The sequence below is a fragment of the Pseudomonas sp. lyk4-R2A-10 genome (genome assembly GCF_030209075.1).
GTDB lineage: Bacteria > Pseudomonadota > Gammaproteobacteria > Pseudomonadales > Pseudomonadaceae > Aquipseudomonas > Aquipseudomonas glycinae.
Genome location: NZ_JARVSR010000016.1, coordinates 96559 through 121442 on the forward strand (window position 1 = coordinate 96559; position 24884 = coordinate 121442).

25 protein-coding genes are annotated in these 24884 nt (G+C 61.0%); 17 read left to right on the forward strand and 8 right to left on the reverse strand.

What is annotated here, in order from left to right; all coding sequences use genetic code 11:
- Positions 1 to 10: 10 nt before the first annotated feature.
- Both QRN46_RS26510 and QRN46_RS26515 read left to right on the forward strand, forming a co-directional pair.
- Positions 11 to 673, forward strand: coding sequence for a response regulator (locus QRN46_RS26510; protein ID WP_011334726.1), 663 nt, complete (start codon positions 11 to 13; stop codon positions 671 to 673).
- Positions 670 to 2037 carry an ATP-binding protein gene (locus QRN46_RS26515; RefSeq protein WP_221614474.1) on the forward strand — a complete coding sequence of 456 codons (1368 nt, stop codon included), beginning with the start codon at positions 670 to 672 and terminating at the stop codon, positions 2035 to 2037. The genes QRN46_RS26510 and QRN46_RS26515 overlap by 4 nt, the downstream gene beginning before the upstream one ends.
- Positions 2038 to 2058: 21 nt before the next feature.
- Here QRN46_RS26515 and QRN46_RS26520 read toward each other — a convergent pair whose 3' ends face one another.
- Together QRN46_RS26520 and QRN46_RS26525 are read right to left on the reverse strand one after the other, a co-directional pair.
- Positions 2059 to 3321 (reverse strand): MFS transporter, encoded by a 1263-nt coding sequence (locus tag QRN46_RS26520; protein ID WP_285358276.1) that lies wholly within the window; start codon positions 3319 to 3321, stop codon positions 2059 to 2061.
- Positions 3322 to 3419: 98 nt separating this feature from the next.
- Positions 3420 to 4307 carry a LysR family transcriptional regulator gene (locus QRN46_RS26525; RefSeq protein ID WP_285358278.1) on the reverse strand — a complete coding sequence of 296 codons (888 nt, stop codon included), beginning with the start codon at positions 4305 to 4307 and terminating at the stop codon, positions 3420 to 3422.
- Positions 4308 to 4440: 133 nt separating this feature from the next.
- On the opposite strand from QRN46_RS26525, the gene QRN46_RS26530 reads away from it, so the two are divergent.
- The 3 genes from QRN46_RS26530 (at position 4441) to QRN46_RS26540 (ending at position 8945) form a co-directional block, all read left to right on the forward strand.
- Positions 4441 to 6090, forward strand: coding sequence for a GMC family oxidoreductase (locus tag QRN46_RS26530; RefSeq protein WP_285358280.1), 1650 nt, complete (start codon positions 4441 to 4443; stop codon positions 6088 to 6090).
- Between the two features lie 81 nt (positions 6091 to 6171).
- A complete protein-coding gene (locus tag QRN46_RS26535) occupies positions 6172 to 7794 on the forward strand; it encodes an MFS transporter (RefSeq protein ID WP_285358282.1) in 1623 nt (540 codons plus the stop codon).
- A gap of 164 nt (positions 7795 to 7958) precedes the next feature.
- Positions 7959 to 8945, forward strand: a complete 987-nt coding sequence (locus QRN46_RS26540; RefSeq protein ID WP_011334732.1) for a hypothetical protein — start codon at positions 7959 to 7961, stop codon at positions 8943 to 8945.
- Positions 8946 to 9053: 108 nt separating this feature from the next.
- Here the strand turns inward: QRN46_RS26540 and QRN46_RS26545 are convergent, their stop codons facing one another.
- Positions 9054 to 9422 (reverse strand): DUF427 domain-containing protein, encoded by a 369-nt coding sequence (locus QRN46_RS26545; RefSeq protein WP_011334733.1) that lies wholly within the window; start codon positions 9420 to 9422, stop codon positions 9054 to 9056.
- A 180-nt stretch (positions 9423 to 9602) separates the two neighbouring features.
- Here QRN46_RS26545 and QRN46_RS26550 point away from each other — a divergent pair, with 180 nt between their 5' ends.
- Entirely contained in the window at positions 9603 to 10817 is a 1215-nt protein-coding gene (locus QRN46_RS26550; protein ID WP_011334734.1) for an MFS transporter, read from the forward strand.
- A gap of 81 nt (positions 10818 to 10898) precedes the next feature.
- On the opposite strand, the gene QRN46_RS26555 is transcribed toward QRN46_RS26550, so the two are convergent.
- Positions 10899 to 12305, reverse strand: coding sequence for a serralysin family metalloprotease (locus QRN46_RS26555; RefSeq protein WP_285358286.1), 1407 nt, complete (start codon positions 12303 to 12305; stop codon positions 10899 to 10901).
- A 278-nt stretch (positions 12306 to 12583) separates the two neighbouring features.
- On the opposite strand from QRN46_RS26555, the gene QRN46_RS26560 reads away from it, so the two are divergent.
- From QRN46_RS26560 to QRN46_RS26575, 4 genes are all read left to right on the forward strand, one after another.
- Positions 12584 to 14524 carry a DNA topoisomerase III gene (locus QRN46_RS26560; protein WP_285358288.1) on the forward strand — a complete coding sequence of 647 codons (1941 nt, stop codon included), beginning with the start codon at positions 12584 to 12586 and terminating at the stop codon, positions 14522 to 14524.
- Between the two features lie 47 nt (positions 14525 to 14571).
- Positions 14572 to 15075, forward strand: coding sequence for a GNAT family N-acetyltransferase (locus QRN46_RS26565; protein ID WP_221614466.1), 504 nt, complete (start codon positions 14572 to 14574; stop codon positions 15073 to 15075).
- Positions 15076 to 15119: 44 nt separating this feature from the next.
- Positions 15120 to 15410, forward strand: coding sequence for a hypothetical protein (locus QRN46_RS26570; protein ID WP_181457876.1), 291 nt, complete (start codon positions 15120 to 15122; stop codon positions 15408 to 15410).
- 175 nt (positions 15411 to 15585) lie between these two features.
- Positions 15586 to 15915: a hypothetical protein gene (locus tag QRN46_RS26575; protein WP_011334739.1), complete on the forward strand. Its 330-nt coding sequence runs from the start codon at positions 15586 to 15588 to the stop codon at positions 15913 to 15915.
- A 70-nt stretch (positions 15916 to 15985) separates the two neighbouring features.
- On the opposite strand, the gene cynR is transcribed toward QRN46_RS26575, so the two are convergent.
- Positions 15986 to 16864 (reverse strand): transcriptional regulator CynR, encoded by an 879-nt coding sequence (cynR, locus tag QRN46_RS26580; RefSeq protein ID WP_085746127.1) that lies wholly within the window; start codon positions 16862 to 16864, stop codon positions 15986 to 15988.
- A gap of 120 nt (positions 16865 to 16984) precedes the next feature.
- Here cynR and cynS point away from each other — a divergent pair, with 120 nt between their 5' ends.
- From cynS to QRN46_RS26595, 3 genes are all read left to right on the forward strand, one after another.
- Positions 16985 to 17449 carry a cyanase gene (gene cynS, locus QRN46_RS26585; RefSeq protein ID WP_285358293.1) on the forward strand — a complete coding sequence of 155 codons (465 nt, stop codon included), beginning with the start codon at positions 16985 to 16987 and terminating at the stop codon, positions 17447 to 17449.
- Between the two features lie 83 nt (positions 17450 to 17532).
- Positions 17533 to 17769, forward strand: a complete 237-nt coding sequence (locus tag QRN46_RS26590) for a DUF2790 domain-containing protein (protein WP_011334742.1) — start codon at positions 17533 to 17535, stop codon at positions 17767 to 17769.
- 12 nt (positions 17770 to 17781) lie between these two features.
- Positions 17782 to 18441, forward strand: coding sequence for a carbonic anhydrase (locus QRN46_RS26595; protein ID WP_007950573.1), 660 nt, complete (start codon positions 17782 to 17784; stop codon positions 18439 to 18441).
- 48 nt (positions 18442 to 18489) lie between these two features.
- Here QRN46_RS26595 and QRN46_RS26600 read toward each other — a convergent pair whose 3' ends face one another.
- Positions 18490 to 19992, reverse strand: coding sequence for an aldehyde dehydrogenase family protein (locus tag QRN46_RS26600; RefSeq protein WP_221614463.1), 1503 nt, complete (start codon positions 19990 to 19992; stop codon positions 18490 to 18492).
- Between the two features lie 69 nt (positions 19993 to 20061).
- Positions 20062 to 20970 (reverse strand): glutaminase B, encoded by a 909-nt coding sequence (gene glsB / locus QRN46_RS26605; protein WP_085648356.1) that lies wholly within the window; start codon positions 20968 to 20970, stop codon positions 20062 to 20064.
- 241 nt (positions 20971 to 21211) lie between these two features.
- Here glsB and QRN46_RS26610 point away from each other — a divergent pair, with 241 nt between their 5' ends.
- Both QRN46_RS26610 and QRN46_RS26615 read left to right on the forward strand, forming a co-directional pair.
- Positions 21212 to 21415 carry an HvfA family oxazolone/thioamide-modified RiPP metallophore gene (locus QRN46_RS26610; RefSeq protein WP_285358296.1) on the forward strand — a complete coding sequence of 68 codons (204 nt, stop codon included), beginning with the start codon at positions 21212 to 21214 and terminating at the stop codon, positions 21413 to 21415.
- 58 nt (positions 21416 to 21473) lie between these two features.
- On the forward strand, positions 21474 to 21989 hold the full coding sequence (locus tag QRN46_RS26615; RefSeq protein WP_285358297.1) for an HvfX family Cu-binding RiPP maturation protein: 516 nt from the start codon (positions 21474 to 21476) through the stop codon (positions 21987 to 21989).
- Positions 21990 to 21992: 3 nt separating this feature from the next.
- Here the strand turns inward: QRN46_RS26615 and QRN46_RS26620 are convergent, their stop codons facing one another.
- The gene (locus QRN46_RS26620) at positions 21993 to 23606 is read right to left on the reverse strand and encodes a L,D-transpeptidase family protein (protein WP_285358299.1); all 1614 of its coding nucleotides are present in this window, start codon (positions 23604 to 23606) and stop codon (positions 21993 to 21995) included.
- A 151-nt stretch (positions 23607 to 23757) separates the two neighbouring features.
- Here QRN46_RS26620 and QRN46_RS26625 point away from each other — a divergent pair, with 151 nt between their 5' ends.
- Positions 23758 to 24471, forward strand: a complete 714-nt coding sequence (locus tag QRN46_RS26625; protein WP_011334749.1) for a murein L,D-transpeptidase catalytic domain family protein — start codon at positions 23758 to 23760, stop codon at positions 24469 to 24471.
- 147 nt (positions 24472 to 24618) lie between these two features.
- Positions 24619 to 24876 (forward strand): DUF2790 domain-containing protein, encoded by a 258-nt coding sequence (locus tag QRN46_RS26630; protein ID WP_011334750.1) that lies wholly within the window; start codon positions 24619 to 24621, stop codon positions 24874 to 24876.
- The last annotated feature ends 8 nt before the right edge of the window (positions 24877 to 24884 follow it).

Genomic DNA, 24884 nt, shown 5'->3' on the forward strand with positions numbered 1-24884 from the left:
AGGAGTCCGTGTGCGTTTATTACTGATCGAGGATGACGTGGCCCTCGGCGAGGGCATTCATCAGGCGCTGGGGCGCGAGGGCTACACGGTCGACTGGCTCAAGGACGGCAGCAGCGCCCTGCACGCCCTGCTCAGCGAAAACTTTGATCTGGCGGTGCTCGATCTCGGCCTGCCGCGCATGGATGGGCTCGAAGTCCTGCGTCGTCTGCGTGGCAGCGGTTCGAACCTGCCGGTGCTGATCCTCACCGCCCGCGATGCCACCGAAGACCGCATCGCGGGACTGGACGCCGGCGCCGACGACTACCTGATCAAGCCCTTCGACCTGGCCGAGCTCAAGGCCCGTCTGCGCGCCCTGCTGCGACGCAGTGCCGGACGCGCGCAGATGCTGATCGAACATGCCGGCATCAGCCTCAACCCCGGCACCCAGCAAGTCAGCTATCTGGGCCAACCGGTGGTGCTCACGCCCAAGGAATATCAGTTGCTGCACGAACTGCTCTCGCCGCCGGGTCGGGTCATGACACGCGACCACCTCACACAGCTGCTCTACGGCTGGAACGAAGAAGCCGAAAGCAACACGCTGGAAGTGCACATTCATCACCTGCGCAAGAAATTCTCCACCGACCTGATCCGCACCATTCGCGGCGTGGGTTATCTGGTGGAGGAGCGCCGATGACCTCGATCCGGCGCCGCACCCTGACCCTGATCATCGGCCTGATGCTCGCCGGTCTGACCGTGCTCAGCCTGTTCAATCTGCACGACAGCAACCACGAAATCGCCGAAGTCTACGACGCGCAACTGGCGCAGAACGCACGGTTGCTGCAAGGCGTGATGCGCATGCCGTTGCCGGGGCAGGAGCACGCGGATCTTTATCGGGCGTTCAACTCGGCCCTGGCTGAAGCCGTGCCCAAGGGTGACGGCCATCCCTACGAAAGAAAGCTCGCCTTTCAGGTCTGGAATGCCAAGGGAGAGGTCCTGGTGCATACCGCCAGCGCGCCCTCCTTCAGCACGCCGCCGATCCAGCCAGGCTTCAGTGATGTGGTGGATTTGAACAAGCGCCACTGGCGGGCTTTTGTCCTGGAAGACAAACAGAACGGTTTGCGCATCTGGGTGGGTGAACGCGGTGACGTGCGAGCGGATCTGGTTGACCGGATCGTCCGCCATACCCTGTGGCCGAACGTGATCGGCAGTCTGATCCTGGCGGCGATGATCTGGCTGGCCATCGGCTGGGGGCTCAAGCCCCTGGCCAACATGGCGGCGACCCTGCGCGCCCGTCACAGCGGCTCCCTCGAACCGCTGCAATTGACACCGCTGCCCAGCGAACTGGAACCGATGCAGGCCGCGCTCAACCGCATGCTTGCGCAAATCCAGGAAGTGCTCGGTCGCGAGCGCCGGTTCATCGCCGACGCCGCCCACGAAATGCGCACGCCACTGGCGGTACTGCGGGTGCATGCGCAAAACCTGCTGGAGGCCGGCACCGAACAGGAGCGTCGCGAGTCACTCGAATTTCTGATCGCCGGGGTGGATCGCACCAGCCGACTGGTCAATCAGCTACTGACCATGGCCCGCCTCGAACCCAAGGCCAGCGCGCCTGCCAAACAACGCATCGACCTTGGCGACACCGTGCGCAACAGTCTGGTGCAACTCACGCCATGGCTGCTGAGCAAGCATCTGGAATTGGCCTTCGACGTCAACGACCAACCTTTCCCTGTGCTCGCCGATGCCGCCACCATCGACATTGCCCTGAACAACCTCATCACCAATGCCGCCAACTTCTCCCCGGAGCAAGGCGTGATCAGCGTGCAATTGACCAGGGCCGACGGGCTTTACCATTTGAGCGTTGAAGATCAGGGGCCGGGTATCGATGAAGCGGATCGGGCTCGATTGTTCGAGCGGTTCTACAGCCGGGGCAATCCCCAGGGTGCCGGGCTGGGACTGACCATCGTCAATACCATCGCAACCCGTCTGGGTGGGCGGATCACACTGGAAAACCGGGTCGAGGGCGGCCTGCGGGCGACGTTGTCGATTCCCGCCGGTTGAACAGGTCTTGCGAGCGTTGAGTCATGGCGCAACCATCGGCGGCGCCTTGCCTTGCAGGGCGATCGAGTCGGTATCGGAGCGCTGCACCGTCTCCGGCACTGCCAACCAAAGCAGCACCAGCGCCGCCATTGCCACCGCCGCCAGGGTCAGGAACGCAGCGCTGTAACCGGCCTCCTGAACCACAATCCCCGCCAGACTGTTGCTCAATGCCGCGCCTAGTCCGAACACTGTCGAAATCGCCCCCAGACTGACGTTGAAATGCCCGGTCCCCAGCGTCAGGTCTTTCACCACCACCGGAAACAGCGCGCCGAAAATCCCAGCGCCGATGCCATCGAGCAACTGCACCGAAACCAGCCACCACGGATCGTTCGACAGTACATACAACACGCCACGCAACGGCAAAATCAGAAACCCCGCCAACAGCAACGGCTTGCGTCCCCAAAGATCGGCCTTCGCCCCCACCAGCAGCGCGACCGGCACCATCACCAGTTGCGCCGCGACGATGCAGGCGGACGTGAGTGGCGTGGCCATCTGCAGATTGGCCTGCGCCAGTTTCTGACTCACCAGCGGCAACATCGCCGCGTTCGCCAGATGAAACAGCGCACAACAAATCGCGAACATCAGCAACGGTCGGTTGGTGAGCAATACGGAAAAGCCCGAAGGCTGCTTGCTCTGCCCCGTTTCGCTGGGTGAAAGACCTCGGGCGAGATCGTGGTCAATCGCATCTGCCGACACAAAGGAGACGGCAATCACGCTGGCCAGCGCCATGACCGCCATCAAATAAAACACCGCCACCGGGCCGAACAGGTACGCGGACAAACCGGCCAACAACGCAGCGCAGGCATTGCCCGCGTGGTTGAAGGTTTCATTGCGCCCGGTTCTTCGCGTAAACGCGCGAGGCCCGGTAATGCCAAGGGTGATCGCGCAAATGGCGGGCGCGAAGATCGAAGCGGCAGCAGCGCTGATGGCCTGCGTCAGCGCCACCAAGCTGAACGATGTCACGAACGGCAGCAACAGGCAGCTTGCGGTGACCACCAGCGCGGCAATCGCTATCAGCGCCCGTTTGAAGCGTGTGCTGTCGACCAGCGCGCCTGCCGGGGTCTGGGTGATGAGCGCGGCGATCCCGGCAATCGTCATCACCAGACCAATGCTCGCCGGCTCCCAGTGGTGAACCGCCAGCAGGTAAATCGCCAAATAGGGCCCCAGGCCGTCACGCACGTCGGCGAGGAAAAAATTCAGGCTGTCGAGAGACAGGTTATTACGGCGATCGAGGTGAGTGGCCACGGGTAACGTCTTCGTTGTCGAGGTTCTGCGAGATGACTCAACCTCCGCAAATCGAATGACCTTTTGCCAAGCGTTTTAGTTGCATGAAACAGCCGTCTTTACTGGCCCATCAACAACTTGCGCTCGCCTTCGCACAAGCCCACGACGTAATCCCAGACCACCCGCAACCGCACCGATTTGTGCAACTCGCGCCGCGTACTGATCCAGTAACTGCGCTCAATGCTCTCATCCGGCAACAGCGCCACCAGATCCGGGTCCGACGCTGCCATGTAACAAGGCAGCACCGCAATCCCCAGCCCCGAGCGCGCGGCTTGTTGCTGGGCGATCACGCTGGTGCTGTGAAATACCACCCGAGGGTTGCGACAGAAACTGTTGAGGAACATCAGCTCCTGACTGAACAGCAGATCATCGACGTAGCCGATCCACGCGTGCCGGCCGAGATCTTCGCGACTGCGCAGCGGCGGTGCGTTGTCGAGATAGGCGCGGCTGGCATAAAGCGCGAGCCGGTAATCGGTGAGTTTGCGGGTGACCAGCATGTCCGCCGCCGGTCGTTCAAGGTGAATGCTGATTTCCGCCTCGCGGTTGAGGATGCTGACAAAGCGCGGCACCGCCACCAGTTCCACTTCCAGCCCAGGATAGCGTTCGAACAACCCGATCATGCGGCTGGCCAAAAACATGATGCCCAGCCCCTCCGTCACGCCAACGCGAATCTTGCCCAACGGTGCGGTGGATTGAGTGATTTCCTCCTGAGCCAGCAGCGCGACGTTCTCCATGGCTTCGGCATGCTTGAGCAGCGCCTCCCCCGCCGGGGTCATTTCGTAGCCCTGGGCATGCTGGACGAACAACGCGGTGCCGAGGCTTTTTTCGATGGCCTCGATATGCCGGGCCACGGTGGCGTGCGTGGTGTTCAGGCGGCGGGCGGCGGTGAGCAAGCGCCCGCTGCGTTGCAACTCGAGAAAGAACCGCAGGTCGTTCCAGTCGAACATGGCTTGTCCTTGTCGGCTATCGTCAGGAAGCGCTGTTTGAAAACGCACAGCGGCTGCGCAAAAACTAACATTCTTTTGACGAAAGCTAACAACTAGGATGACCGACAACAAAAACAATAAGCGAGGTCAGGGAATGCAGGCTTCCCTTGATGAATTCGATTACATCGTGGTCGGTGCCGGGCCGGCCGGATGTTTGCTGGCCAATCGGCTGTCGGCCGATCCACAGCAGCGCGTGCTGTTGCTGGAGGCCGGCGGGCGCGACAACTATCCGTGGATTCACATCCCCGTGGGTTACCTGTTCTGCATCGGTAACCCGCGCACCGACTGGTGCTTCAAGACCGAAGAACAACCGGGCCTCAACGGCCGCGCGCTGAGTTATCCGCGCGGCAAGGTGCTGGGCGGCTGTTCGTCGATCAACGGCATGATCTACATGCGTGGCCAGGCCAACGACTATGACGGCTGGGCCGCCGAGGGCAATCCGGGCTGGGCCTGGAATGACGTGCTGCCACTGTTCAAGCAGAGCGAAAACCACTTCGCCGGCGCGGCGGATTTTCATGGCGACAAGGGTGAATGGCGAGTCGAACGCCAGCGTCTGTCGTGGCCGATTCTCGATGCCTTCCGCAGCGCTGCCGAACAGAGCGGCATCGCCAGCATCGACGACTTCAACCAGGGCGACAACGAGGGTTGCGGCTACTTTCAGGTCAATCAGAAGGCCGGGGTGCGCTGGAATGCGGCGAAGGCGTTTCTGAAGCCGATTCGCGATCGGGCCAATCTCACCGTGCTGACTGAAGTCGAAGTGGATCGCGTGTTGTTCGAAGACGGTCGCGCCTCGAAGGTCAGCGCCCGTTGGCAAGGTCAACAAAAGAGCTTCAAGGCGCGCAAGGAGATCGTGTTGTGCGCCGGCTCCGTGGGCTCGCCGAGCATTCTGCAACGCTCCGGAATCGGCCCGCGCCCGCTGCTGGAAAAGCTCGGCATCGGCGTGGTGCATGAATTGCCGGGCGTCGGCGGCAACCTGCAGGATCACCTGCAACTGCGCCTGATCTACAAACTGGAAAACGCCCGCACCCTCAACCAGATCGCCGGTAGCGTGTGGGGCAAGATGGGCATGGGCCTGCGTTATCTGTATGACCGCAGCGGGCCGTTGTCGATGGCGCCGAGTCAGTTGGGCGCGTTTGCCCGCTCGGGGCCGGAACAGGCCTCGGCCAACCTCGAATATCACGTGCAGCCGCTGTCGCTGGAGCGTTTTGGCGAGCCGCTGCACAGCTTCCCCGCATTCACCGCGTCGGTGTGTGATTTGCGGCCGCAGAGCCGGGGCCGAATCGAAATCCGCGCCGCCGATCCGCAAACCGCGCCGCTGATTCAACCCAATTACCTCAGCCATCCCGAAGACCTGCGCGTGGCCGCCGATGCGATTCGCCTGACCCGGCGCATCGTCAGCGCCCCGGCCCTGCAAGCCTTCAATCCGGTGGAGTACCTGCCGGGCGCCAGCCTGCAAACCGAAGAACAACTGCACGCAGCGGCGGCGAAGATCGGCACGACGATTTTTCACCCGGTCGGCACCTGCCGCATGGGCAACGATGCGGACGCGGTGGTCGACGCACAGTTGCGCGTGCACGGTGTGCCGGGTCTGCGAATTGCCGATGCGTCGATCATGCCGCGCATCACCTCCGGCAACACCTGTTCGCCTACGCTGATGATTGCCGAGAAAGCGGCACAGTTGATTCTCAACCCAACCGCCCGGAGTTTTCCCGCCGAAGAAAAAGCACTGACCGCACTCTCTTGACCAAAGGAACAGCGGCGCCTGCCCACAGGCTCGGCGCCGACAGTGGAAACAACAAAAACAATCACTGTGAGGGATACCGATATGCCAGAACACGTTCAGCCTCTGGACGCCGTGCGCAGCACGGACGCCAGCCCCGATACCCGAAAGGTCATCTTCGCCTCGTCCCTGGGGACGGTGTTCGAGTGGTATGACTTTTTTCTCTACGGCGCCCTGGCGGCGGTCATCAGCAAGCAGTTCTTCGCCGGGGTCAACGACACCACCGCGTTCATCTTCGCACTGATGGCGTTCGCCGCAGGCTTCATCGTGCGGCCGTTCGGGGCGCTGGTGTTCGGGCGGTTGGGAGACATGATCGGGCGCAAATACACCTTCCTCGCGACCATCATCCTGATGGGTGTAGCGACGTTCGCCGTGGGCCTGCTGCCGACCTACGCCAGCATCGGCATCGCCGCGCCGATCATTCTGGTGGTGCTGCGCATGCTGCAGGGCCTTGCCCTCGGCGGCGAGTACGGCGGCGCCGCGACTTACGTGGCGGAACACGCGCCCATCGGCAAACGTGGTTTCCATACGAGCTGGATTCAATCCACCGCAACCCTCGGTCTGCTGCTGTCATTGCTGGTGGTGCTGGGTTGCCGCTACTTCACCGGCGATCAGTTCGAAGTCTGGGGCTGGCGCATTCCGTTCCTGCTGTCGATCGTGCTGCTGGGCATCTCCACCTGGATTCGCCTGAGCCTGCACGAGTCGCCGGCCTATCTGAAAATGAAAGAGGAAGGCAAGGCCAGCAAGGCGCCGATCCGCGAATCCTTCGGCAAATGGGAAAACCTCAAGGTCGTGCTGATCGCCCTGTTCAGCATCAACGCCGGCCAGGCGGTGACCTTTTATGCGGCGCAGTTCTACGTGCTGTTCTTCCTCACCCAGTTCCTGAAAATGGACCCGGCGGTGGCCAACAGTCTGCTGATAATCAGCGTGGTGATCGGCGCGCCGTTCTTCATCATTTTCGGCTGGCTGTCGGACAAGGTCGGGCGCAAACCGGTGCTGATGCTTGGCTTGCTGCTGGCCACCGCGCTGTACTTCCCGATCTTCAAATCCCTGGCCCACTACGCCAACCCGGCCATCGACCACGCCAGCCGACAGGCACCGATCACCGTGGTGGCCGACCCGGCGACCTGCACCTTCCAGTTCGATCCGGTGGGCAAGGCCAAATTCGACAGCCCGTGCGACAAGGTCAAGACCTTCCTGGTCAAGCAAGGCCTGCCCTACTCCAGCGTCGCCGCCCCAGCGGGCAGCACGGTGCAAGTGAGCGTCGGCGATGTGAAACTCGACGGCTTCGACGAGGCGGCACTGCGCGGCGCCATCACCCTCGCCGGTTATCCGCAACAGGCTGACCTGCAGCAGATCAACAAACCGATGATCGTGGCCCTGATCGTCGGCCTGATCATCATCTCGGCCATGTGCTACGGCCCGCTCGCGGCGCTGATGGTCGAACTGTTCCCGACCCGCATCCGCTACACCTCGATGTCCCTGCCGTACCACATCGGCAACGGCTGGTTCGGTGGTTTCCTGCCGACCGTGTCGTTTGCGCTGGTGGTGTACACCGGGGATATCTTCTACGGGCTGTGGTACCCGGTGTTGATTACAGGGGTGAGCCTGGTGGTGGGGATGATTTGCTTGCGTGAGACCAAGAATATCGACCTCGACAAGAACTGATACATCCACTAAGCCGCTTCAAGTTAAACCTTGAAGCGGCTTTTTTTGCTGCACTTTAGTAATCGACAAATTGATGGCACTTCAATACCATCTTGCTTCCAGCAGATACTCCAGCCTCTTCACTCGATCAGCGAAATATCGCCACAGCCATCAAGGACGAAAACGTGATTTCTACACCCCAGTTCGATGAAGCTGAACTACTAACCCTGATAGATAGAATGTTGCGCACACTTCCAGGCGGAAACGGAGGAAAAGCAAAAATCAGACAAGTTACGCAGAGGCAGGAACGCTACAGGGGTGGTTATGATGCTGTCGCAACAAGCGTCAAGCCTTTTTACATACAGGCTAAAACTTCAAGCTTCCATTCCTACAAATCAAGCAGCGAAATAATCTCTTCGCGAGAATCAATTCCGTTAAATACCAAACCAGGCGTTTTCACATTTTATCTACGCAAGCACAAGGGAACTGACGAGCCGCTGCAACACAATGCATTGTATTGGTTGTCACTTCGCTCTACTGCAGCCTATGTATGCCCAACTTTCGTTTCTGAAAACGAACTCGACACCCGAATTGATTTGGCCATTGTGTTAAAACGGCATCAGGTCTGGGAATATCTCAATAACGATTACACGGATGCCAGCACTGGCAAAACACAGTCTTTTTTTACTCGACACTTCAATGGGCTGATCACCATCGTTCCTCATCGTTTGGTAGATCATTACCTCCACCGCTATAGCTACGACAAATCCACCACGCCGAGTATCGTTTTTCACTCAGATCCAGAATCTGTCGGCTTCGCACAACCATGGAACTCATTTTTTAACGGTCTGACAAATTCAAGCCAGAGTCCAGACGTGACATCCGAGAATAAGGTATTTCAACCCGTCGGGATCGATACGCTCAGAAACATCCAGCTCAACTGGATAGATGAAGCGTTTGACACTGAGATCTCTGGTCTGATGATGAAACCCTCGGATGTTTCGCAGGCGCTCCACTCGGCCAACCTTTCAAACTCTACAAATTTCGACAGATCTACCAGTGCGATAAACTATTTGAGAAAACTGGACGGACTTGATCTTTCGGCTTTCTTTGGTTCGTTTCTCAAAGAAAAATATAGCATCCATCAAAATATCTTGTTCCAAAGCGAGTGATCGACTTCGTTACTCCATCAATCTCCAAGTCGACTCTTCTCCTGCTTTCATGAATGCATGACTATACAAGCCCGTTATCGATTTCCGACTGACGGGCACCTTTTACATTCATCCATCGACATCTATAACTTCAAACTTCACCTGATCGGGATAAAACGCCACATAGTCCTTGATCTGGCTCACAGAAATCTTCGGATGTTCGTACGTCCACACCGCATTCGCCCCCTCATGCCCCGGCACTTGCAGACTGAAATAGTTGGCATCGCCCTTGTACGGGCAGTAGGTGGTGTGGTCGGTGCGGGCGAAGTACTTCTCGTCGATGTCCTCGCGGGGGATGTAGTAGACCGGCGGGTAATTGGCTTCGAGCAGCACCAGCGCCCGAGCTGAGGCGGCGACCTGTATGCCGTGGAATTTCACAAGCAGGCAGCCTGGCTGCTCGGCGATGGTGATGACGGGACTGGGACCGGACGTTTTCATCGGTTTCTCCTGACGGCGGCGAGGGCACCGGTTCAGGTATAACCCATGCGGAGGAATCTCGTCGGGTTCGCAGCCGAACGGCCTTTCTTCAATCAGATATGACCGCCGCTTGCGGAGGCGACGGTTTCTGGTTTCATATCACGCGCAAAGCGGCCAAAACGCCGATCGACAGGAGTCATCATGCGTAAGGATTACCTGGCTTTTTTCATCTCGCTGTTCCTCTCGCGGCTGGCGGATCAGATCCTGTTGTTCATCGTGCCGCTGGTGGTATTCCAGACCACCAACAGCGCGTCTTGGGCGGGGCTTGCATTCTTCGTCGAGTCGCTGCCGCGCTTTCTCGCGTTTCCGTTGTGCGGGGCCCTGTGCGACAAGTTCTCGCCCATCAGAATTCTGCACATCAGTCAGGTCTACCGGGCGCTGCTCTGCGTGTTGGCGGTAGGGCTTTATGCCGTCTTCGGCGGTATCGCGTGGCTTGTGGTGCTGTCTGCGCTGTGCGGCGTGCTGACCACTCAGGGCATCATGGCCCGCGAAGTGCTGATGCCGCATATTTTCCAGCACTACAGCTACACCAAAACCCTGTCCTACTCGCAGATAGCCGACCAGACCGGACTGGTTCTGGGCCCCTTGGTGGCGGCATTGCTGCTGGAGGTTTCGGCCTGGCACTGGGTGGTGCTGTGGGTGGCCGGGCTGTTCTTGCTGGCCGACCTGAGCATGCGGGTGTGGCAACGTTTCAGTCGTATCACCCTCGAGGTTTTCGAGCAGCATCAGGACATCTGGCTGCAGCCTCTGCGCATCGCGTTCAGGCATATCCGCGAACGGGCGGAGCTGAAAAAGATCATCGCCCTGGCGGTCGGGGTCAACCTGATTGTCGGGGTCACTCTGGCCACTTCGGCGGCCATGGTGCTCGGTCAATACAGCGCCGGCAAGGACGATTATGCCGTGCTGCAAGCGGCTGGCGCGGTGACCACCATCGTGATTCTGTTTTTCCTCGCCCGGGTGGTATTGCCGTTGCGCGTACTGGGTGGGGTTGCCTGTTCGATGCTTGCCGCCGGCGCCTTCATCAGCGCCCTGAGCCCGAACCTGGCGGGTTATGTGCTGGGTTTCCTGCTGATCGTCGGCTTCGACAAGATGTTCAACGTCTACATGCGCAGCATTCGCCAGCGAGTCATTCCCCCGCAGGACTTCGGCAAGACCGTGGGCGTGATCACTCTGCTCAACAACTTGTCACAACCGCTGGCCGGTCTGCTGGTCGCACTGCTCGCCGCGCCATTGGGGACACAACGTGTGATTCTGATTCTGGCCGTGCTGGCGACGCTGCTGGGCGTAGCGGCGCTCTGGTGGTTTGCCAGAGTCCGTAACGCCCCCGTCACGTCGATTCTCGAGACCGAGCAGTAACGGATTTCACTATCGTGGAGCGATGTCCGAAAACAAAAAAACCGCAGCCTGTGAAGGACTGCGGTTTTTTTTGGACTCAGATCACGCGACGATATCGGTCGCCACCGCCTGCCCCACCACACCCACCGCGAAGTCCACCGAGCCCTGGCCTGTGAGGTCGATCATCAGGCTGGTCTGGTTGGTCTGTTCGAAGTACGTGAGGATTGCGTCGCCGGCGTGGCCAGTGAAGCCGCTGACGAAGTTCAGCGTGGCTGCGCCGGTGGCGAACCCGGCGATGCCCGACAGGTCGATCTTGTCCAGGCCGCTGGTGAAATCCATGATCCAGTCCGGCGCGGTCATGGTCGAGTCGCTGGCCGCGCCGAACACGAAGGTGTCTGCGCCTTCACCGCCCCACAGCGAATCACCGCCGCCACCGCCATAAATGATGTCGTTGCCGGCACCGCCGATCAGATCGTTGGCCGCCGCGTTGCCGATCAGCAGGTCACTGCCCGAACCGCCAATGGCATTTTCCACGGTCACACCGTGGGCGATGGACACGTTGCCCACCAGACCGCCGACATCGGAGAACGAGCCTTCGTTGAGGTTGATCTTCTGGTTTTGGTTGAAGCCGGAGAAATCCAGGGTGTCATTGCCGCCGCCGTCCCACACCGAGAACACCACTTTCGAGGTGTTCGAGGTGGCGCTGTAGAAGTCGCGATCAGCGTTGGAGTTGAAGCCGTACACGGTGTTGTCGGCACGGGTTTCGAAGTTGGCGCCGTAGAGTTTCTGCACCGCGACGATGTCGTCCATCAACGGTGCCGAGGCGTAGGCGCCGCTGCCGTCCTTGCTGAAGTTCTGGTCGGTGTTGGCTTCGCTCCAGTAGCTCATCAGGCTGTAGCCACGGGTGTCTTCGGCGTATTTGGCGTCGCCGTAGGTCGGGTTGCCGTTGCCGGCGTTGTAGGCGCCCGGGTGCGACAGGCCGAGGGTGTGGCCGATTTCGTGGGTCAGGGTCTGACGCCCGTAGTTGTTGGCGTCCGGGGTCTTGTTGACCTGGTACTGATCGTTGATCAGGTACCACGATTGACCGTCGTAGCTGCTGCCCTGCGGCAGGTAGGCGAACGCTGCGCCGCCGGTGCTGACGTCGTAGTTGCCGAAAGTCATGTGGCCGTCACCGCCCTTGCCTTCGGTGAAGGTCACGTTGGCCACGTCCGACCACGATTGCATCGCCAGCACGGCCTGGGCCTTTTGCTGGGCACTGAACTCGCTGAAGTTGCCGAGTTTGGGGTTGTAGTTCGACGGTTTGTCGGTCAGGAACGTGTAGGTCAGATCAATCTTGCCGTCGGCATTCTTGTCCTGCCACGACATGCCCTTGCGCAGGATTTCGTCAGCGGCCTGGTCGGCGGTGAACGACGGTTTGCCATTGACGGTGCCGGTGCCCCGGTCGTACAGGTGACTGAAGGTGTCGACGGCGGTGTAGGCGCTGCTGGCCTGGGAGGAAGGTTGAGACATGGTGTACGTCCTTGTTTCTGAAGAGTCAGTGTCAGACAGAAAAACGGCGATCTTCTGGCGAGATCGTCCTGTCACTCGCCTTGTCAGGCAGATTGAACCTGCCACAGCCGCCAACGGGGACGCTAATCAATTTCTCGATAGCGTCCCGGATTGCCCCGACGCGCGCTGTCATGACCGGCAATCCTTTTATCTGTATATCCATACAGATAAAAGTTGCCCGAACGCCCGAGTCAGGCCATCCTGTGCGCCTCTTCGGGCAATGATCGACGACGGTGGTTATGCGGCTGTACCTCTGTGAAAAACCCTCCCAGGCCAAGGACATTGCGGCCGTACTCGGCGCAAAGCGTCGGGGCGACGGCTGCTGGCTGGGAACGGACGTCACGGTGACCTGGTGCATCGGCCACCTGCTGGAAACCGCGCCGCCGGACGCCTACGACGCCAAATACAAGCGCTGGGTGCTGGCCGACCTGCCGATCATCCCCGACAAATGGAAAATGACTGTCAAGCCGCGTACCGCCAGCCAGTACAAGGCGGTCAAGCGCCTGCTCGGCAAGGCCAGCGAACTGATCATCGCCACCGACGCCGACCGTGAAGGCGAGATGATCGCCCGTGAGCTGGTCGAGCACTGTCGCTATCGCGGGCCGATCCGCCGCTTGTGGCTGTCGGCGCTGGACGAAGCCTCGATTCGCAAGGCGTTGGCGGCACTCAAACCGGGCGCCGAAACCTTCAGCCTGTACCACTCGGCATTGGGGCGCTCGCGGGCCGACTGGCTGATCGGGATGAACATGAGTCGTCTGTTCACCCTGCTCGGCCGGCAATCAGGCTATCAAGGCGTGCTGCCGGTGGGCCGGGTGCAGACACCGACTCTGCGACTGGTGGTGGATCGCGACCGCAGCATCGCCGATTTCGTGCCGGTCGCGTACTGGGCCATCGACGTGCAACTGCTGCACGGAGGCACGCCGTTCACCGCGCAATGGCGTGCACCGAACGATGCCTGTGACGATCAGGATCGCTGCCTCAATCAAGCCCTCGCCCAGCAAGCGGCCGCCGCAATCAGCAGCGCTGCCAGCGCCCGGGTGGTCAAGCTGCGCACCGAACGCATGCGCGAAGTGGCGCCCCTGCCCTTCGATCTGGGCACCTTGCAGGAAGTCTGTTCGAAGAAGCTCGGCCTCGGTGCCCAGGAAACCCTCGACATCGCCCAGGCCCTCTACGAAACCTACAAAGTCATCACCTACCCGCGCAGCGACTGCGGCTACCTGCCCCTGAGCCAGCACAACGAGGCGCCGGGGATTCTCGCAGCGCTGCGTCAGGCCGACCCGAGCCTCGAAGCGCTGCGCGAGCATCTGGAACCACAGCGTCGCTCCCGCGCCTGGAACGACGCCAAGGTCAGCGCTCACCACGGCATCATCCCGACCGCTGCCGCAAAGAATCTGGAACGCCTGACCGGCAAGCACCGCGCGGTCTACACGCTGATTCGCGCTCGGTATCTGGCGCAGTTCCTGCCCAATCACGAATACGATCGCACTCAGGCCGATTTCGATTGCGCCGGTGAAGCCTTGCGCGCGGTCGGCAAGCAGATCATCGAACCGGGCTGGAAACGCGCGTTGCCCGAAGCGCTGGCCCCGGCCAAGGGCCGTGAAGCCCCCGCGCCACAAACACTACCGACATTGACCCAGGGTGCCGAATGCGCCGTGGCGGACGTGAAGCTCAAGGACCTGTGGACGCAACCGCCCAAGCCCTACACCGAAGGCGACCTGATCAAGGCGATGAAGAACGTCGCCAAACTGGTGGAAGATCCGCTGCTCAAGCAGAAACTCAAGGACACCACCGGCATCGGCACCGAGGCCACCCGCGCCTCGATCATTCAAGGGTTGCTGGATCGCGGCTATCTGGTGAAAAACGGCAAGGCGCTGTCCGCCACGCCCGCCGCGTTCAGCCTGATCGACGCCGTTCCGCGCGCGATTGCCGACCCCGGGACCACGGCGATCTGGGAGCAGGCGCTGGACATGGTGCAGAACGGCGAGATGAGTCTTGAAGAGTTCGTCACCAAACAGGCCGCGTGGATGAGTAAGCAAGTCACCCGATGCGCCGGGCTCAGTCTGACCATCAGCGGCCCGCCACCTGCCGGCAAGGCCGCTGCGCCATGGAAGAACAAACGCAAGTCCACTCGGCGCAAAACCACCGGAACCAGCAAACGCTCGGCAAAACCAGCCAAATAGCCCGCTGCACGCTACTGTTTCTGCAGTGATGGTCAGGAGGCAGCCGCATGTCGGTCATCGAACTGCGTGTCGCCCGGCGCGACGAACTGGAAACCCTCGAAAACCTGATGCAGTTCTACACCTACGACTTCAGCGAGTGGCTGCCGCTGAAGCTGGGCGGACATGGTTTCTTCCCGATCCATTTGAAAGACGATTACTGGCGCCAACCGGCGACCCGACCATTCCTGATCCACGTCGACGGTGAACTGGCGGGGTTCGTGACCGTGGATGACCACCTCCTGATCGAGGGCGCCGACTACAACATCGGCTACTTCTTCGTCAGCCGGCGCTGGCGTGGCCAAGGCGTCGCGCAGTTTGTCGCCTCTGCCCTCTTGAGCCACCTGCCCGGTCGATGGCAGATTTTCCATGTCGACGCGAACCTGCCTGCACAGCGGTTCTGGGCCCGGCTCATCCCCGAGCTGAGCGGCGGCGACTTTACCCGCCAGACCGGAACCGTGGACGGCTATCCCTGCACGTTCTACTGCCTGCGCAGCCTTTCTCCCGCTGTCTGAAGTCCTCTTTTTCATTCCAGAATGACTTTGTCCGACAATATGTAGTGAGCAAAAATAATCACTACAAAACCGTTGACGGCGTCGTTTGGCTTTTGCATGATGCAGACGTCTCCCCGATCGGGAGCACTGGCAACACGCTTGAGCAAGCTCGTCTGACCGCCGAGCTGTTTTTTCCGGATACACGCTGCCCACAAGGCAGATTGAAGAAGCTGACCTGGCCTGAACGTCCAGTACAAGGACGAGAAGCGCTGGCGAAAATTCTCAAGACGCTTGTGGTCGACCCTGAAAACGTCGTCAAGGAGCCTCCCGGTTTTCGCTGCTTCTCCTCGTTGTGACGCTATTGCGTAGCAGTTATTCAACACGACTACATGCAACAGACGCATGACCCCGTACTTCACACGGGCGACCGCTGACGTCCTGGTTTCGGTGCCAGGGATCAACTAACCGATGGGCTACCTGTATTAGCGAATCAACTTTGAAAGATCACCAGACTGGTCAAGGGGCAATATCATGAATCTGAACAATCAACCTACTATCGAAGAACTGGCTCGTATGTTCGCTGCGCAAAAAGACAGCCACGACAGCCATATTCTGTGGATCAGCAAGTCGGGTCAGGTCCATATCGACTGCCTGTCGCCCCATGCTGGTGAAGAAGAGTTCGACCGGAACAACCAGAACCTGCTGGCCCGCCTGAAGATGTACCGCCGCGGCCACGGCTATGTCGGCAAAAAAGCCGCGGCCGACAAGGACTTCATCGGTAATGTTCTGCAAACGCTGAAACAGGCGTGGGACTCGATGCAAAACAACAACGAAGTTCGGGTGATTGATCGGTTTTGCTAAGTTAAAACTTCAATAAAAAGGGCCTGCTTCGAAAACGAAGCAGGCCCTTTTTATTGCTCGCCAAAAAAGCTCATGAACGAGTTTCCAGCACCAGCTTCATGAAAGCCTCAGCCGCCGCACTGTGATAGTTGTTCTGGCGCCGCAATAACGCCGCTCCCCGCTGCGGCGCCTCGCTTTCGACACGCAACCGGCGCAACGCCCGGTCCTCGGTCGCAATCGCCTCCGGCAACATGGTCGCAATCGGCGCATGCCGGATCACTTCCAGCAACGTACTCACCGAGTTCACCTCGATCTGCACCTTGGGCGTGATGCCGTGCTGACGGAAATACTCGTCAATCGATAGCCGCGTGATGAAATCCGGCGCCAGCAAGGCGAAATCCAGCTGCGCAATGTCATCCGGGGTCAGCACCGATGAGCTGTCGTACAGCGGATGCTCGCGCCCGACCATCACCCCCAACGTCTCGACAAATGCCGGAATGCATTCAATGTCCGGATTGCGCACTGGCGTGAAGGCAATCGCGATATCCAGCGAGTCATCCGCCAGCCCGGCCTCGATGTCGTCCATCGACAACTCGAAAATCTCCAGGTGAATCCCCGGATACCGCGCCACGTAATCGCGCACCAACGGCCCCACCAGATACGCCATGAACGTCGGTGTCATGGCCAGGCGCAGCGAGCCTCGGGACAGGTCCTTCACGTCATGCAACGCGCGCTTGCCCGCCTCCAGTTCCACCAGTACCCGTCGTGCGCATTCGATATAGGCCTGGCCGGCGTCAGTGGGTTTGACCGAGCGCGAGGTGCGGTCGAACAGATCCACACCGAGGCTTTCTTCCAGTTGGCGGATCTGTTGCGACAAGGTCGGCTGCGACACGTGCAGCGCCTCGGCCGCCCGGGTGAAGCCGCCGTGATCGGCCACAGCCAGCAGGTATCGCAAATGTCGCAGCAGCATGGGACGCTCCATCTATAGGCAGTGCTTATGCTTTGCATTGTATATCGGTCTTGGACGCTATGGATCAATCGGCAGAAGATGAATCCCACACAGCAAGCCAACCCCGAAAGGAGAAGCACCATGCAATCCCAAGCCTATAACGACAGCCGCATCGCCCTGACCACCCGCGCCCTGGATGCCAAGGCACAGAAGAACCTGTCGTGGCAGGATCTGGCCGACGGCACCGGCCTGAGCCTGGCCTACGTCACCGCCGCCCTCCTCGGCCAGCACCCGCTGCCAAAAGCCGCGGCCGAAGTGGTCGGCGACAAGCTTGAACTGAGCGCCGAAGACGTCGCCGCCCTGCAAATCATCCCGCTGCGCGGCAGCCTCGACGGTGTGCCGACCGACCCGACCATCTACCGCTTCCACGAGATGATCCAGATCTACGGCACCACCCTGAAAACGCTGGTTCACGAGCAGTTCGGCGACGGCATCATCAGCGCGATCAACTTCAAGCTCGACATCAAGAAAGTCGAAGACCCTGAAGGCGGTTCCCGCGCCGTGGTCACCCTCGACGGCAAGTTCCTTCCACTGCGTCCGTTCTGATCCCTCCGGGCCCGTACACCGCGTGCGGGCCCATCCAAACCTGAATTGCCCTGTCGTCACCACACCTGTCTGGAGGCTGCCCCATGCAAAAAATTCTGTTGACCCTGACCCTGCTCGCCGGCCTTGCCGCCCAGGCCCAGGCTGATGAAGAGGCCGTCGCCTACCGCTACGGCATGTCTCTGGACATCGCTGAAGTCGTGAACATCACCCCGGTCGCCGACATCTGCGGCGTAGTGCCGGTCGAGATGACTTACCTCGACAGCCACGGCGCAAAACACATTCTTCAATACAGCGAATTCGGCACCGGCTGTTCGAACTGAGAGGACTACACCATGAAAAACCTGATCGAAGGCTTCCTGAAGTTCCAGAACGAGGCGTTTCCACAACGCACCGAACTGTTCAAACACCTGGCGACTACCCAAACTCCGGGTACGCTGTTTATCACTTGCTCCGACAGCCGGGTCGTCCCGGAACTGCTGACCCAGCAAGAGCCCGGCGAGTTGTTCGTGATCCGCAACGCCGGCAATATCGTGCCGTCCTACAGCCCGCATCCGGGCGGGGTCTCGGCAACGGTGGAATACGCGGTGGCCGTGCTCGGCGTGACCGACATCGTGATCTGCGGCCACTCCGATTGCGGCGCCATGACCGCCATCGCCCAGTGCAAATGCATGGATCACCTGCCCGCCGTCAGCGGCTGGCTGCAACACGCCGAGTCGGCGAAAGTGGTCAACGAATCGCGGCCACACGCCAATGACGCCGCCAAACTGAGTTCGATGGTGCGGGAAAACGTGATCGCGCAATTGGCGAACATCCAGACGCACCCGAGCGTGCGCCTGGCCCAGGAGAAAGGCCTGCTGAATCTGCATGGCTGGGTGTACGACATCGAGACCGGCTCGATCGACGCGCTGAGTGCCGACCGCCGTACCTTCGTCTCGCTGGCCGAGCAACCGTCGACGTGCGCGGTGTACGGTCAGGCAGTCGATGCGGCTTGAAAACACAACGCCGCGCCCGTCATTGCGACGGGCGCGGCGTTGTTCTGTTCAGCGTTTTACGCCCAGATCGATTTGCGTCATGCGGCTGCGGACGGTGAACACGCCGTCCCCCGAGAGGATCGCGCTGCGGGCAAACAACCGGCCGCTTTCCCAGTTCGAAAGCCCCAGTTCCGGCTTGTTCAGCGCGTACTGGCCATCGACCCAACGGGTGATCCCGTTGCCCACGAACGGCGCGTTGACCGCGCTGTAGAAACATTCCTGAACCGCTGGATCTTCGCTGATCAACGACACCGTGAATTGCGGGCTGTAGCGATTGAACAGCGCGATGGCCTGATCCAGATCGTCGACGATCATCAGGCTGGTTTCCGGGGTTTCTTCCCATTCCCACTCGCGGCCCAGTTGCGCTTCCGGCAGCGGCTCGGCCAATGCTTCGGTCTGGTAACCCCCGGCGCGATAGACCTCGACCGTCGCGTTCTGCCATTCGCCCGGCAGGTAGCTTTCGCTGCCTTCGACGATGTGCAATTTGCAGCCCTGACCGCGCGCGGTGCCGGCCTGCTGCAAGGCGTCGAGGAACAGCGGCACCAGCTCGGCGGCACGGTCGCGCTGGATCAGGCAGACGTTCAAGGTGTTGCAGACTTTGCGGTCCAGCGAGTTGCGTACCACCGCGGCGAAGCGTTTGGCGTCGGCATCGCGATCAGCAATCAGCCACGCGCCACCGGTGCCGTGCAGGCTGACGGCGGTGCCGGCCTGCTGGGCGATGCTGCCCAACTGGCTGACCGCACGGCCCGAACCACGGGCCACCGCCAGCGACAGACGCCGGTCGGCGAACATCGCCCAACCGGCGGCGTGGTTGACGCTCTCCACCAGCGACACCGCTCCCGCCGGCAGTCCGGCATCGGCCAGCGCCGGGTTCAGGGCATGAGTGACGATGGCTTGCGCGGTGCCCAGCGCATCGCTGCCAATGCGCAGTACGGCGGTGTTGCCGGTGCGCAGTACACCAGCAGCGTCGGCAAAGACGTTAGGCCGGCCTTCGAACACGAACGCGACGATGCCCAGCGGCGACACCACCTGCTCGACCTTCCAGCCATCATGTTCGACGCTGCTGATGACTTTACCGCGGGTGGCCGGCGCATCACGCCAGGCGCGCAGGCCGGCGATCATGTCGCGGCGCATGCGCTCGTCGGCGAGCAACCGGGTGGTGGAACGACCGCGCGCCTTGGCCCGTTCGATGTCGGCGAGGTTGGCGGTTTCGATCAGTGCCCAGGCGTCCGGGTTTTCCAGACGTTGGGCAAACAGATCGAAGAAGCGGCTGATGGCCTCATCCGGCACAGCGCACAACGCCGTAAACGCCGCTGCTGCACGCTCGATCGCCACCGATGCAGCCTGCTGATCCACCACCGGAATCAGCAACAGCTCCCCGCTCACCTGCTCCACCAACAGGTGGTCGCCGGGTCGGAAACGCTCGGCCAGTTCGGGGCTGACCACGGTGACGCGGTTACCGGCGAAAGGGATAGGCGTGCCAGCGACGAGACGTTCGAGCGCGAGAGACATGGAGCGGATTCACCATATTGAGGGCGGCCGGAAAATGTATAGGTTGGCCTCCCTCAAAGCAACACGGGCTCAGAATACCGACCAGCCAATCCGCGAGCTGAGCATTTCCAGCGCCGCCATCCCCGCCAGCGAATTGCCCGCCGCGTTCAGCTCCGGCGACCACACACACACCGTGAACTGCCCCGGCACCACCGCGACGATGCCGCCACCGACGCCGCTCTTGCCCGGCAGGCCGACGCGATAGGCGAAGTTGCCGGCCTCATCGTAGAGACCGCTGGTGGCCATGATCGAGTTGACTTGCTGGGTCTGGCGTCGGCTGAGGATCTGCTCGCCGCTGTGTTTGCAGAAACCGTCGTTGGCCAGGAAGCAGAAGGCCCGGGCCAGGTCGATGCAGCTCATGCGCAACGCGCAGTGGCTGAAATAGCTGCGCAACACCGCCTCAACATCATTGTGGAAATTGCCGAAGGATTGCATCAGGTACGCCATCGCCGCGTTGCGCGCGCGGTGCTGGTATTCGGAGTCAGCGACCTTGCCGTCGACCATCACCTGCGGATTGCCCGACAGCCGCCGAACGAAGTCGCGCATCGACAAGGCCGGTGCGGCAAAGCGTGACTGGTTGATGTCGCAGATCACCAGCGCCCCGGCATTGATGAACGGATTGCGCGGACGGCCGCGTTCGAACTCCAGCTGCACCAGCGAGTTGAACGGCTGGCCGGACGGCTCGTGGCCCAGGCGTTCCCAGATCGCCTCGCCGGAATGTTCGATGGCCTGCACCAGGCTGAACACCTTGGAAATACTCTGCACCGAGAACGGCGTCTCGGCATCGCCGGCGCAATACATCTCGCCGTCATTGCCGTATACGGCGATGCCCAATTGATTGGCCGGCACAGTGCCGAGGGCGGGAATGTAGTCAGCCACCTTGCCCTGCCCGATCAGGGGCCGGACCGCGTCAAGGATCTCGTTCAACAGCGCTTGCATGCCGGGTCTCGAAGTCTCGCCCCATGGGATTGCGGGGACACGGTGGCTAGACGCTGCGCCCGGCAATCGAATCACAACGGCGCTGTGTATCGCAGTGTGTACGGCCCGACGCCCGACACATCCCGCGCACAAATCCGGCCCTTCGCGACACATCCGCGATACAGCCCGACGTTCAAATGAACCTGTCGATCGGCAGCCCCGATCAAGCCTTTGAACTCACCTATCGCATTGGAGATTCACCATGAACAAGCGCTCGAAAACCTCCCTGACTCTGGGCCTGCTGCTTGCCGGCGGCTTGGCCCTGTCCAACGCGGCTTCGGCTTCAGACGCGTTCAGCGTCAAGCAACTGGATTACGGCTATAGCCAGACCCAGGCCAAGGCCGACTCGGCGGAAAAAACCTCGGAAGGCAAATGCGGCGAAGGCAAGTGCGGCGCCGGCGAATAAGCCTTTTCACGGGGTACACCAGTGCCCCGTTTTCCCCTTGAATGAATGGAGCCTTCCCATGACCACAGCTCTCTCGTCGGCCGTCAAAGGCCTGCACTGGAACCTCGACCGCGCCGGCCAGTGGCTCGCGCCGCTGACCTTGCGCCTGTTCATCGCCTGGGAGTTTTTCGAATCGGGGCTGGAGAAATTCAACGGCCAGAACTGGTTCGAAGACATTCAGGAGCGGTTCCCGTTCCCCTTCGACCACTTGCCCGCCACGCTGAACTGGGAGCTTTCGATGTGGGCCGAGCTGATCTGCGCACTGGCGATCCTGATCGGATTCGGCACGCGGATTTCGGCGATTTCGCTGATTGTCGTGACCGTCGTCGCCACCGCTGCCGTGCACTGGCCGGCAGACTGGTCTTCGCTGAGCGAACTAGCCCAGGGCTACGCGATCACCAACAAGGGCTACGGCAACTTCAAGCTGCCGGCGATTTATTTGGCTGCGCTGCTGCCACTGGTGTTTGCCGGGGCCGGCAAGTTGAGCGTGGATGCGTGGCTGGCGCGGTTTTTCTGGAAACGCGCCAGCCACTGAGGATCAATGCGCCCGGTCCAGCCCCGCCAGCAACGCACTGTCCCGGCTGTAGATGTCCGGCGCGTAGAGCACGCGACCCTGGCCATCGACCTGTGCCGTCCAGTAAGTCATGAGGATCGGCACGGGATTGCTCAGGCGGAATTCATGGGTGACGCCGGTGGCGAGCAAGGTGTCGGTGCGCGCCTTCTCCGCCGGGCTGAGCAGCAAATCGCGCAGCTTCATCGGATGCTCGACCCGTACGCAGCCGGAGCTGAACGCCCGTGGTCCCTTGTCGAACAGCGCTTTGCTCGGCGTGTCGTGCAGGTACACCGAGAACGGGTTGGGGAAACGAATGACCATTTGCCCCAGCGGGTTGCGCGGCCCGGCGTCCTGGCGCAGGAGGATGTTGCCGGGGTTGTCCCAGTCGATGTCGGCGGCGGCCAGCGGCTGGCCGTTGGCGTCGAGCACCTGCAGGTTCTGGCGGCTGAGGAACGTCTGGTCCTTGCGGATTTCCGGCAGTTTGTCTTCCTTCCAGATGGTCGGCGGCACGGTCCAGGTCGGGTTCAGGGTCAGGCGCGTGACCCGGGATTTGAGCAGCGGGGTCTGGCGTTCAGCGCGCCCGACCTGGGTGCGGGTCTGCCACACCGGCAGGCCACCCTGGTAAAGCGTCAGCTCGGCCGCGGCGACGTTGACCAGCAGACCGTCCGGCTCCATGTCCTGGGCCATCCAGCGGAAACGTTCAAGGTTGACCCGCAACTGTTCGCGGCGAGTCAGCGGACTGATGTTGAGTTCGGCAATCGTCCCCGGCCCCACCACCCCGTCGGCCTGCAACGAATGGTTGGCCTGAAAGCTCTTCACCGCCTCCACCAATACGCCGTGATAAGCGTTGTCCGGCGTGCCGGCCACGCTGTTCAGATAGCCTTCGCTGTACAGCCGGCGGGCCAGTTCCGGCACGCGTTTGTCTTCCATGTCCGGACGCAGCAAAGGACCGTTGCCCACCGAGGTCCACTGCGGCAAGGCTTTGAGGCGCTGCGCGGCATACAGATGACGCAGGTTCTTGTACTGCGCCAGCTGTGGACGGGCCAGATCGAAGGCGGCCGGAACGTTGTGCACGCCGGGTACGGCGATGGCGAGCAATTCGGCCTGCCGGTCGCGTGGCGTTTCGTCGGAATGCCACAGCGGTTCGAAGTGCGATTGCAGCAGGCGACCGTAATGCAGATCCTGCAGGGCTTGCAGGTAATAGCGGCTGATCTCGATATCGGCGCACAGTTCGCCGTCCTGCGGGGCAGTGAGCGCTACCGGATAGCGTTTCGGGTTCAGGCCATCGTCGGCCAACAGCTGCAATTGCGCATGCAAGGCCGGCAATTGCCCGCCATCGGCCCACACCGGCAGCCAGTCCTGCTGCTGGTAGAACGCGCGCAACTGATCCAGCGCCGGGCCGTTGAGACTAGTGCCGATCGTCGGGCACGCCTGGGGCAGGCTGATCAGCGCAGCCTGCAACGGGCTCTGCGGTTCGATGGGCATTTCCGTCGGCACGGGCGGCAGCGTCGGGAGTCCCGGCAACGGCTCTTCGGCGCAAGCGACAAACGGCGCAGCGAGCAAACAAATGCTCAAGTAGCATGCGTACTTTTTGAACAACTGCTTTACTCCAATCCATGGCCGTCCTGATTGACGGTCAACCTTACCTCAGGTGCGGTGAACAGTCAGGCCCGATTCGCGGGCCTGCCGGGGACGACTGGACGTCAGGAGCCTAAGTGCCGAACAAGTAGCAAGTGGAGACTCACGTTAAATGTTGACGTTTTTGCGCCGACTTCTGCTGACTGCCACCGCCCTTGGCGTGCTGACCAGTCCAGCCTTTGCCGCCGGTACCTCTTCGCCGGTTCTGTACACCAGCCTCGCCCACGCCGCGCCGGAACTCAATCCCCAGGCGCTGAAAGGTGCCTTGAACGCCATGCAATGTGCGATCAACAACGGCGCGAAGCAGTCCCGTCACCTGGCGATCATCGACTATTCGCAGCCGTCCACCGAGCGCCGGTTGTGGATCTTCGACCTGACCCGGAAAAAACTGGTGCTGCGCGATCTGGTCGCCCACGGCTCGAACTCCGGGGAAAACTTCGCCACCCGGTTCTCCAACCGTGAAGGCAGTTTCCAGTCCAGCCTCGGCCTGTTCCGGACCCAGGAAAGTTACCAGGGCACCCACGGCTACTCGCTGCGCATGGACGGTCTGGAACCGGGCATCAACGACATGGCCCGTGACCGCGCCATCGTGATCCACGCCGCCGACTACGTGAACCCGTTCTGGAGTAAACGTACCGGCCGTCTGGGCCGCAGCCAGGGTTGCCCGGCCGTGCGACCGCAGGTTGCCAAACGGGTGATCGACAGCCTGAAGAATGGCCAATTCATGTTCTCCTGGTACCCGGATCAACAGTGGCTGAAATCCTCGCCGTACCTCAACTGCCAGCCACAACAGATCGCGAGCATTCTCAGCACTCACGCCAGCTGAATACTCTGTGGGAGTGCGCTGGCTCCCACAGGTTCGGTTTATTACAGATTTGTCATCGAGTTGTCGGTTTGCCGAGCGGATCGCCCGGTAGCTTGAAGTTGTCCCGGCCAGAACGCCGATCAACTTCAACGACTCGAGTGACCCATCATGAAAACCCTGATACTCGCTTTCACCGCCCTCCTCGCCACCGGTTCCGTGTTCGCCGCTGAAATGCCTGAACACACAGTCATTCACGACACCAACGGCTTCTACGTGCACCTGGATGTCGACAAAGTCCTCTCCAGCACCGATATTTCCCAGGCCTGCGGCGTGATCCCCGCGCAGCTCGACTACCTCGACCACCAGGGCCGTGAACATGTGCTGGACTACCAAGTGCAAGGCAGCGGCTGCACCAACGACCATTGAGGCGCAGT

Coding starts and splice junctions, on each gene's coding strand:
- QRN46_RS26515 (WP_221614474.1), top strand. CDS start 670: ATGACCTCGATCCGGCGCCGCACCCTGACCCTGATCATCGGCCTGATG.
- QRN46_RS26525 (WP_285358278.1), bottom strand. CDS start 4,307: ATGTTCGACTGGAACGACCTGCGGTTCTTTCTCGAGTTGCAACGCAGC.
- QRN46_RS26530 (WP_285358280.1), top strand. CDS start 4,441: ATGCAGGCTTCCCTTGATGAATTCGATTACATCGTGGTCGGTGCCGGG.
- QRN46_RS26535 (WP_285358282.1), top strand. CDS start 6,172: ATGCCAGAACACGTTCAGCCTCTGGACGCCGTGCGCAGCACGGACGCC.
- QRN46_RS26545 (WP_011334733.1), bottom strand. CDS start 9,422: ATGAAAACGTCCGGTCCCAGTCCCGTCATCACCATCGCCGAGCAGCCA.
- QRN46_RS26550 (WP_011334734.1), top strand. CDS start 9,603: ATGCGTAAGGATTACCTGGCTTTTTTCATCTCGCTGTTCCTCTCGCGG.
- QRN46_RS26555 (WP_285358286.1), bottom strand. CDS start 12,305: ATGTCTCAACCTTCCTCCCAGGCCAGCAGCGCCTACACCGCCGTCGAC.
- QRN46_RS26560 (WP_285358288.1), top strand. CDS start 12,584: ATGCGGCTGTACCTCTGTGAAAAACCCTCCCAGGCCAAGGACATTGCG.
- QRN46_RS26565 (WP_221614466.1), top strand. CDS start 14,572: ATGTCGGTCATCGAACTGCGTGTCGCCCGGCGCGACGAACTGGAAACC.
- QRN46_RS26575 (WP_011334739.1), top strand. CDS start 15,586: ATGAATCTGAACAATCAACCTACTATCGAAGAACTGGCTCGTATGTTC.
- cynR (WP_085746127.1), bottom strand. CDS start 16,864: ATGCTGCTGCGACATTTGCGATACCTGCTGGCTGTGGCCGATCACGGC.
- cynS (WP_285358293.1), top strand. CDS start 16,985: ATGCAATCCCAAGCCTATAACGACAGCCGCATCGCCCTGACCACCCGC.
- QRN46_RS26590 (WP_011334742.1), top strand. CDS start 17,533: ATGCAAAAAATTCTGTTGACCCTGACCCTGCTCGCCGGCCTTGCCGCC.
- QRN46_RS26595 (WP_007950573.1), top strand. CDS start 17,782: ATGAAAAACCTGATCGAAGGCTTCCTGAAGTTCCAGAACGAGGCGTTT.
- QRN46_RS26600 (WP_221614463.1), bottom strand. CDS start 19,992: ATGTCTCTCGCGCTCGAACGTCTCGTCGCTGGCACGCCTATCCCTTTC.
- glsB (WP_085648356.1), bottom strand. CDS start 20,970: ATGCAAGCGCTGTTGAACGAGATCCTTGACGCGGTCCGGCCCCTGATC.
- QRN46_RS26610 (WP_285358296.1), top strand. CDS start 21,212: ATGAACAAGCGCTCGAAAACCTCCCTGACTCTGGGCCTGCTGCTTGCC.
- QRN46_RS26615 (WP_285358297.1), top strand. CDS start 21,474: ATGACCACAGCTCTCTCGTCGGCCGTCAAAGGCCTGCACTGGAACCTC.
- QRN46_RS26625 (WP_011334749.1), top strand. CDS start 23,758: ATGTTGACGTTTTTGCGCCGACTTCTGCTGACTGCCACCGCCCTTGGC.
- QRN46_RS26630 (WP_011334750.1), top strand. CDS start 24,619: ATGAAAACCCTGATACTCGCTTTCACCGCCCTCCTCGCCACCGGTTCC.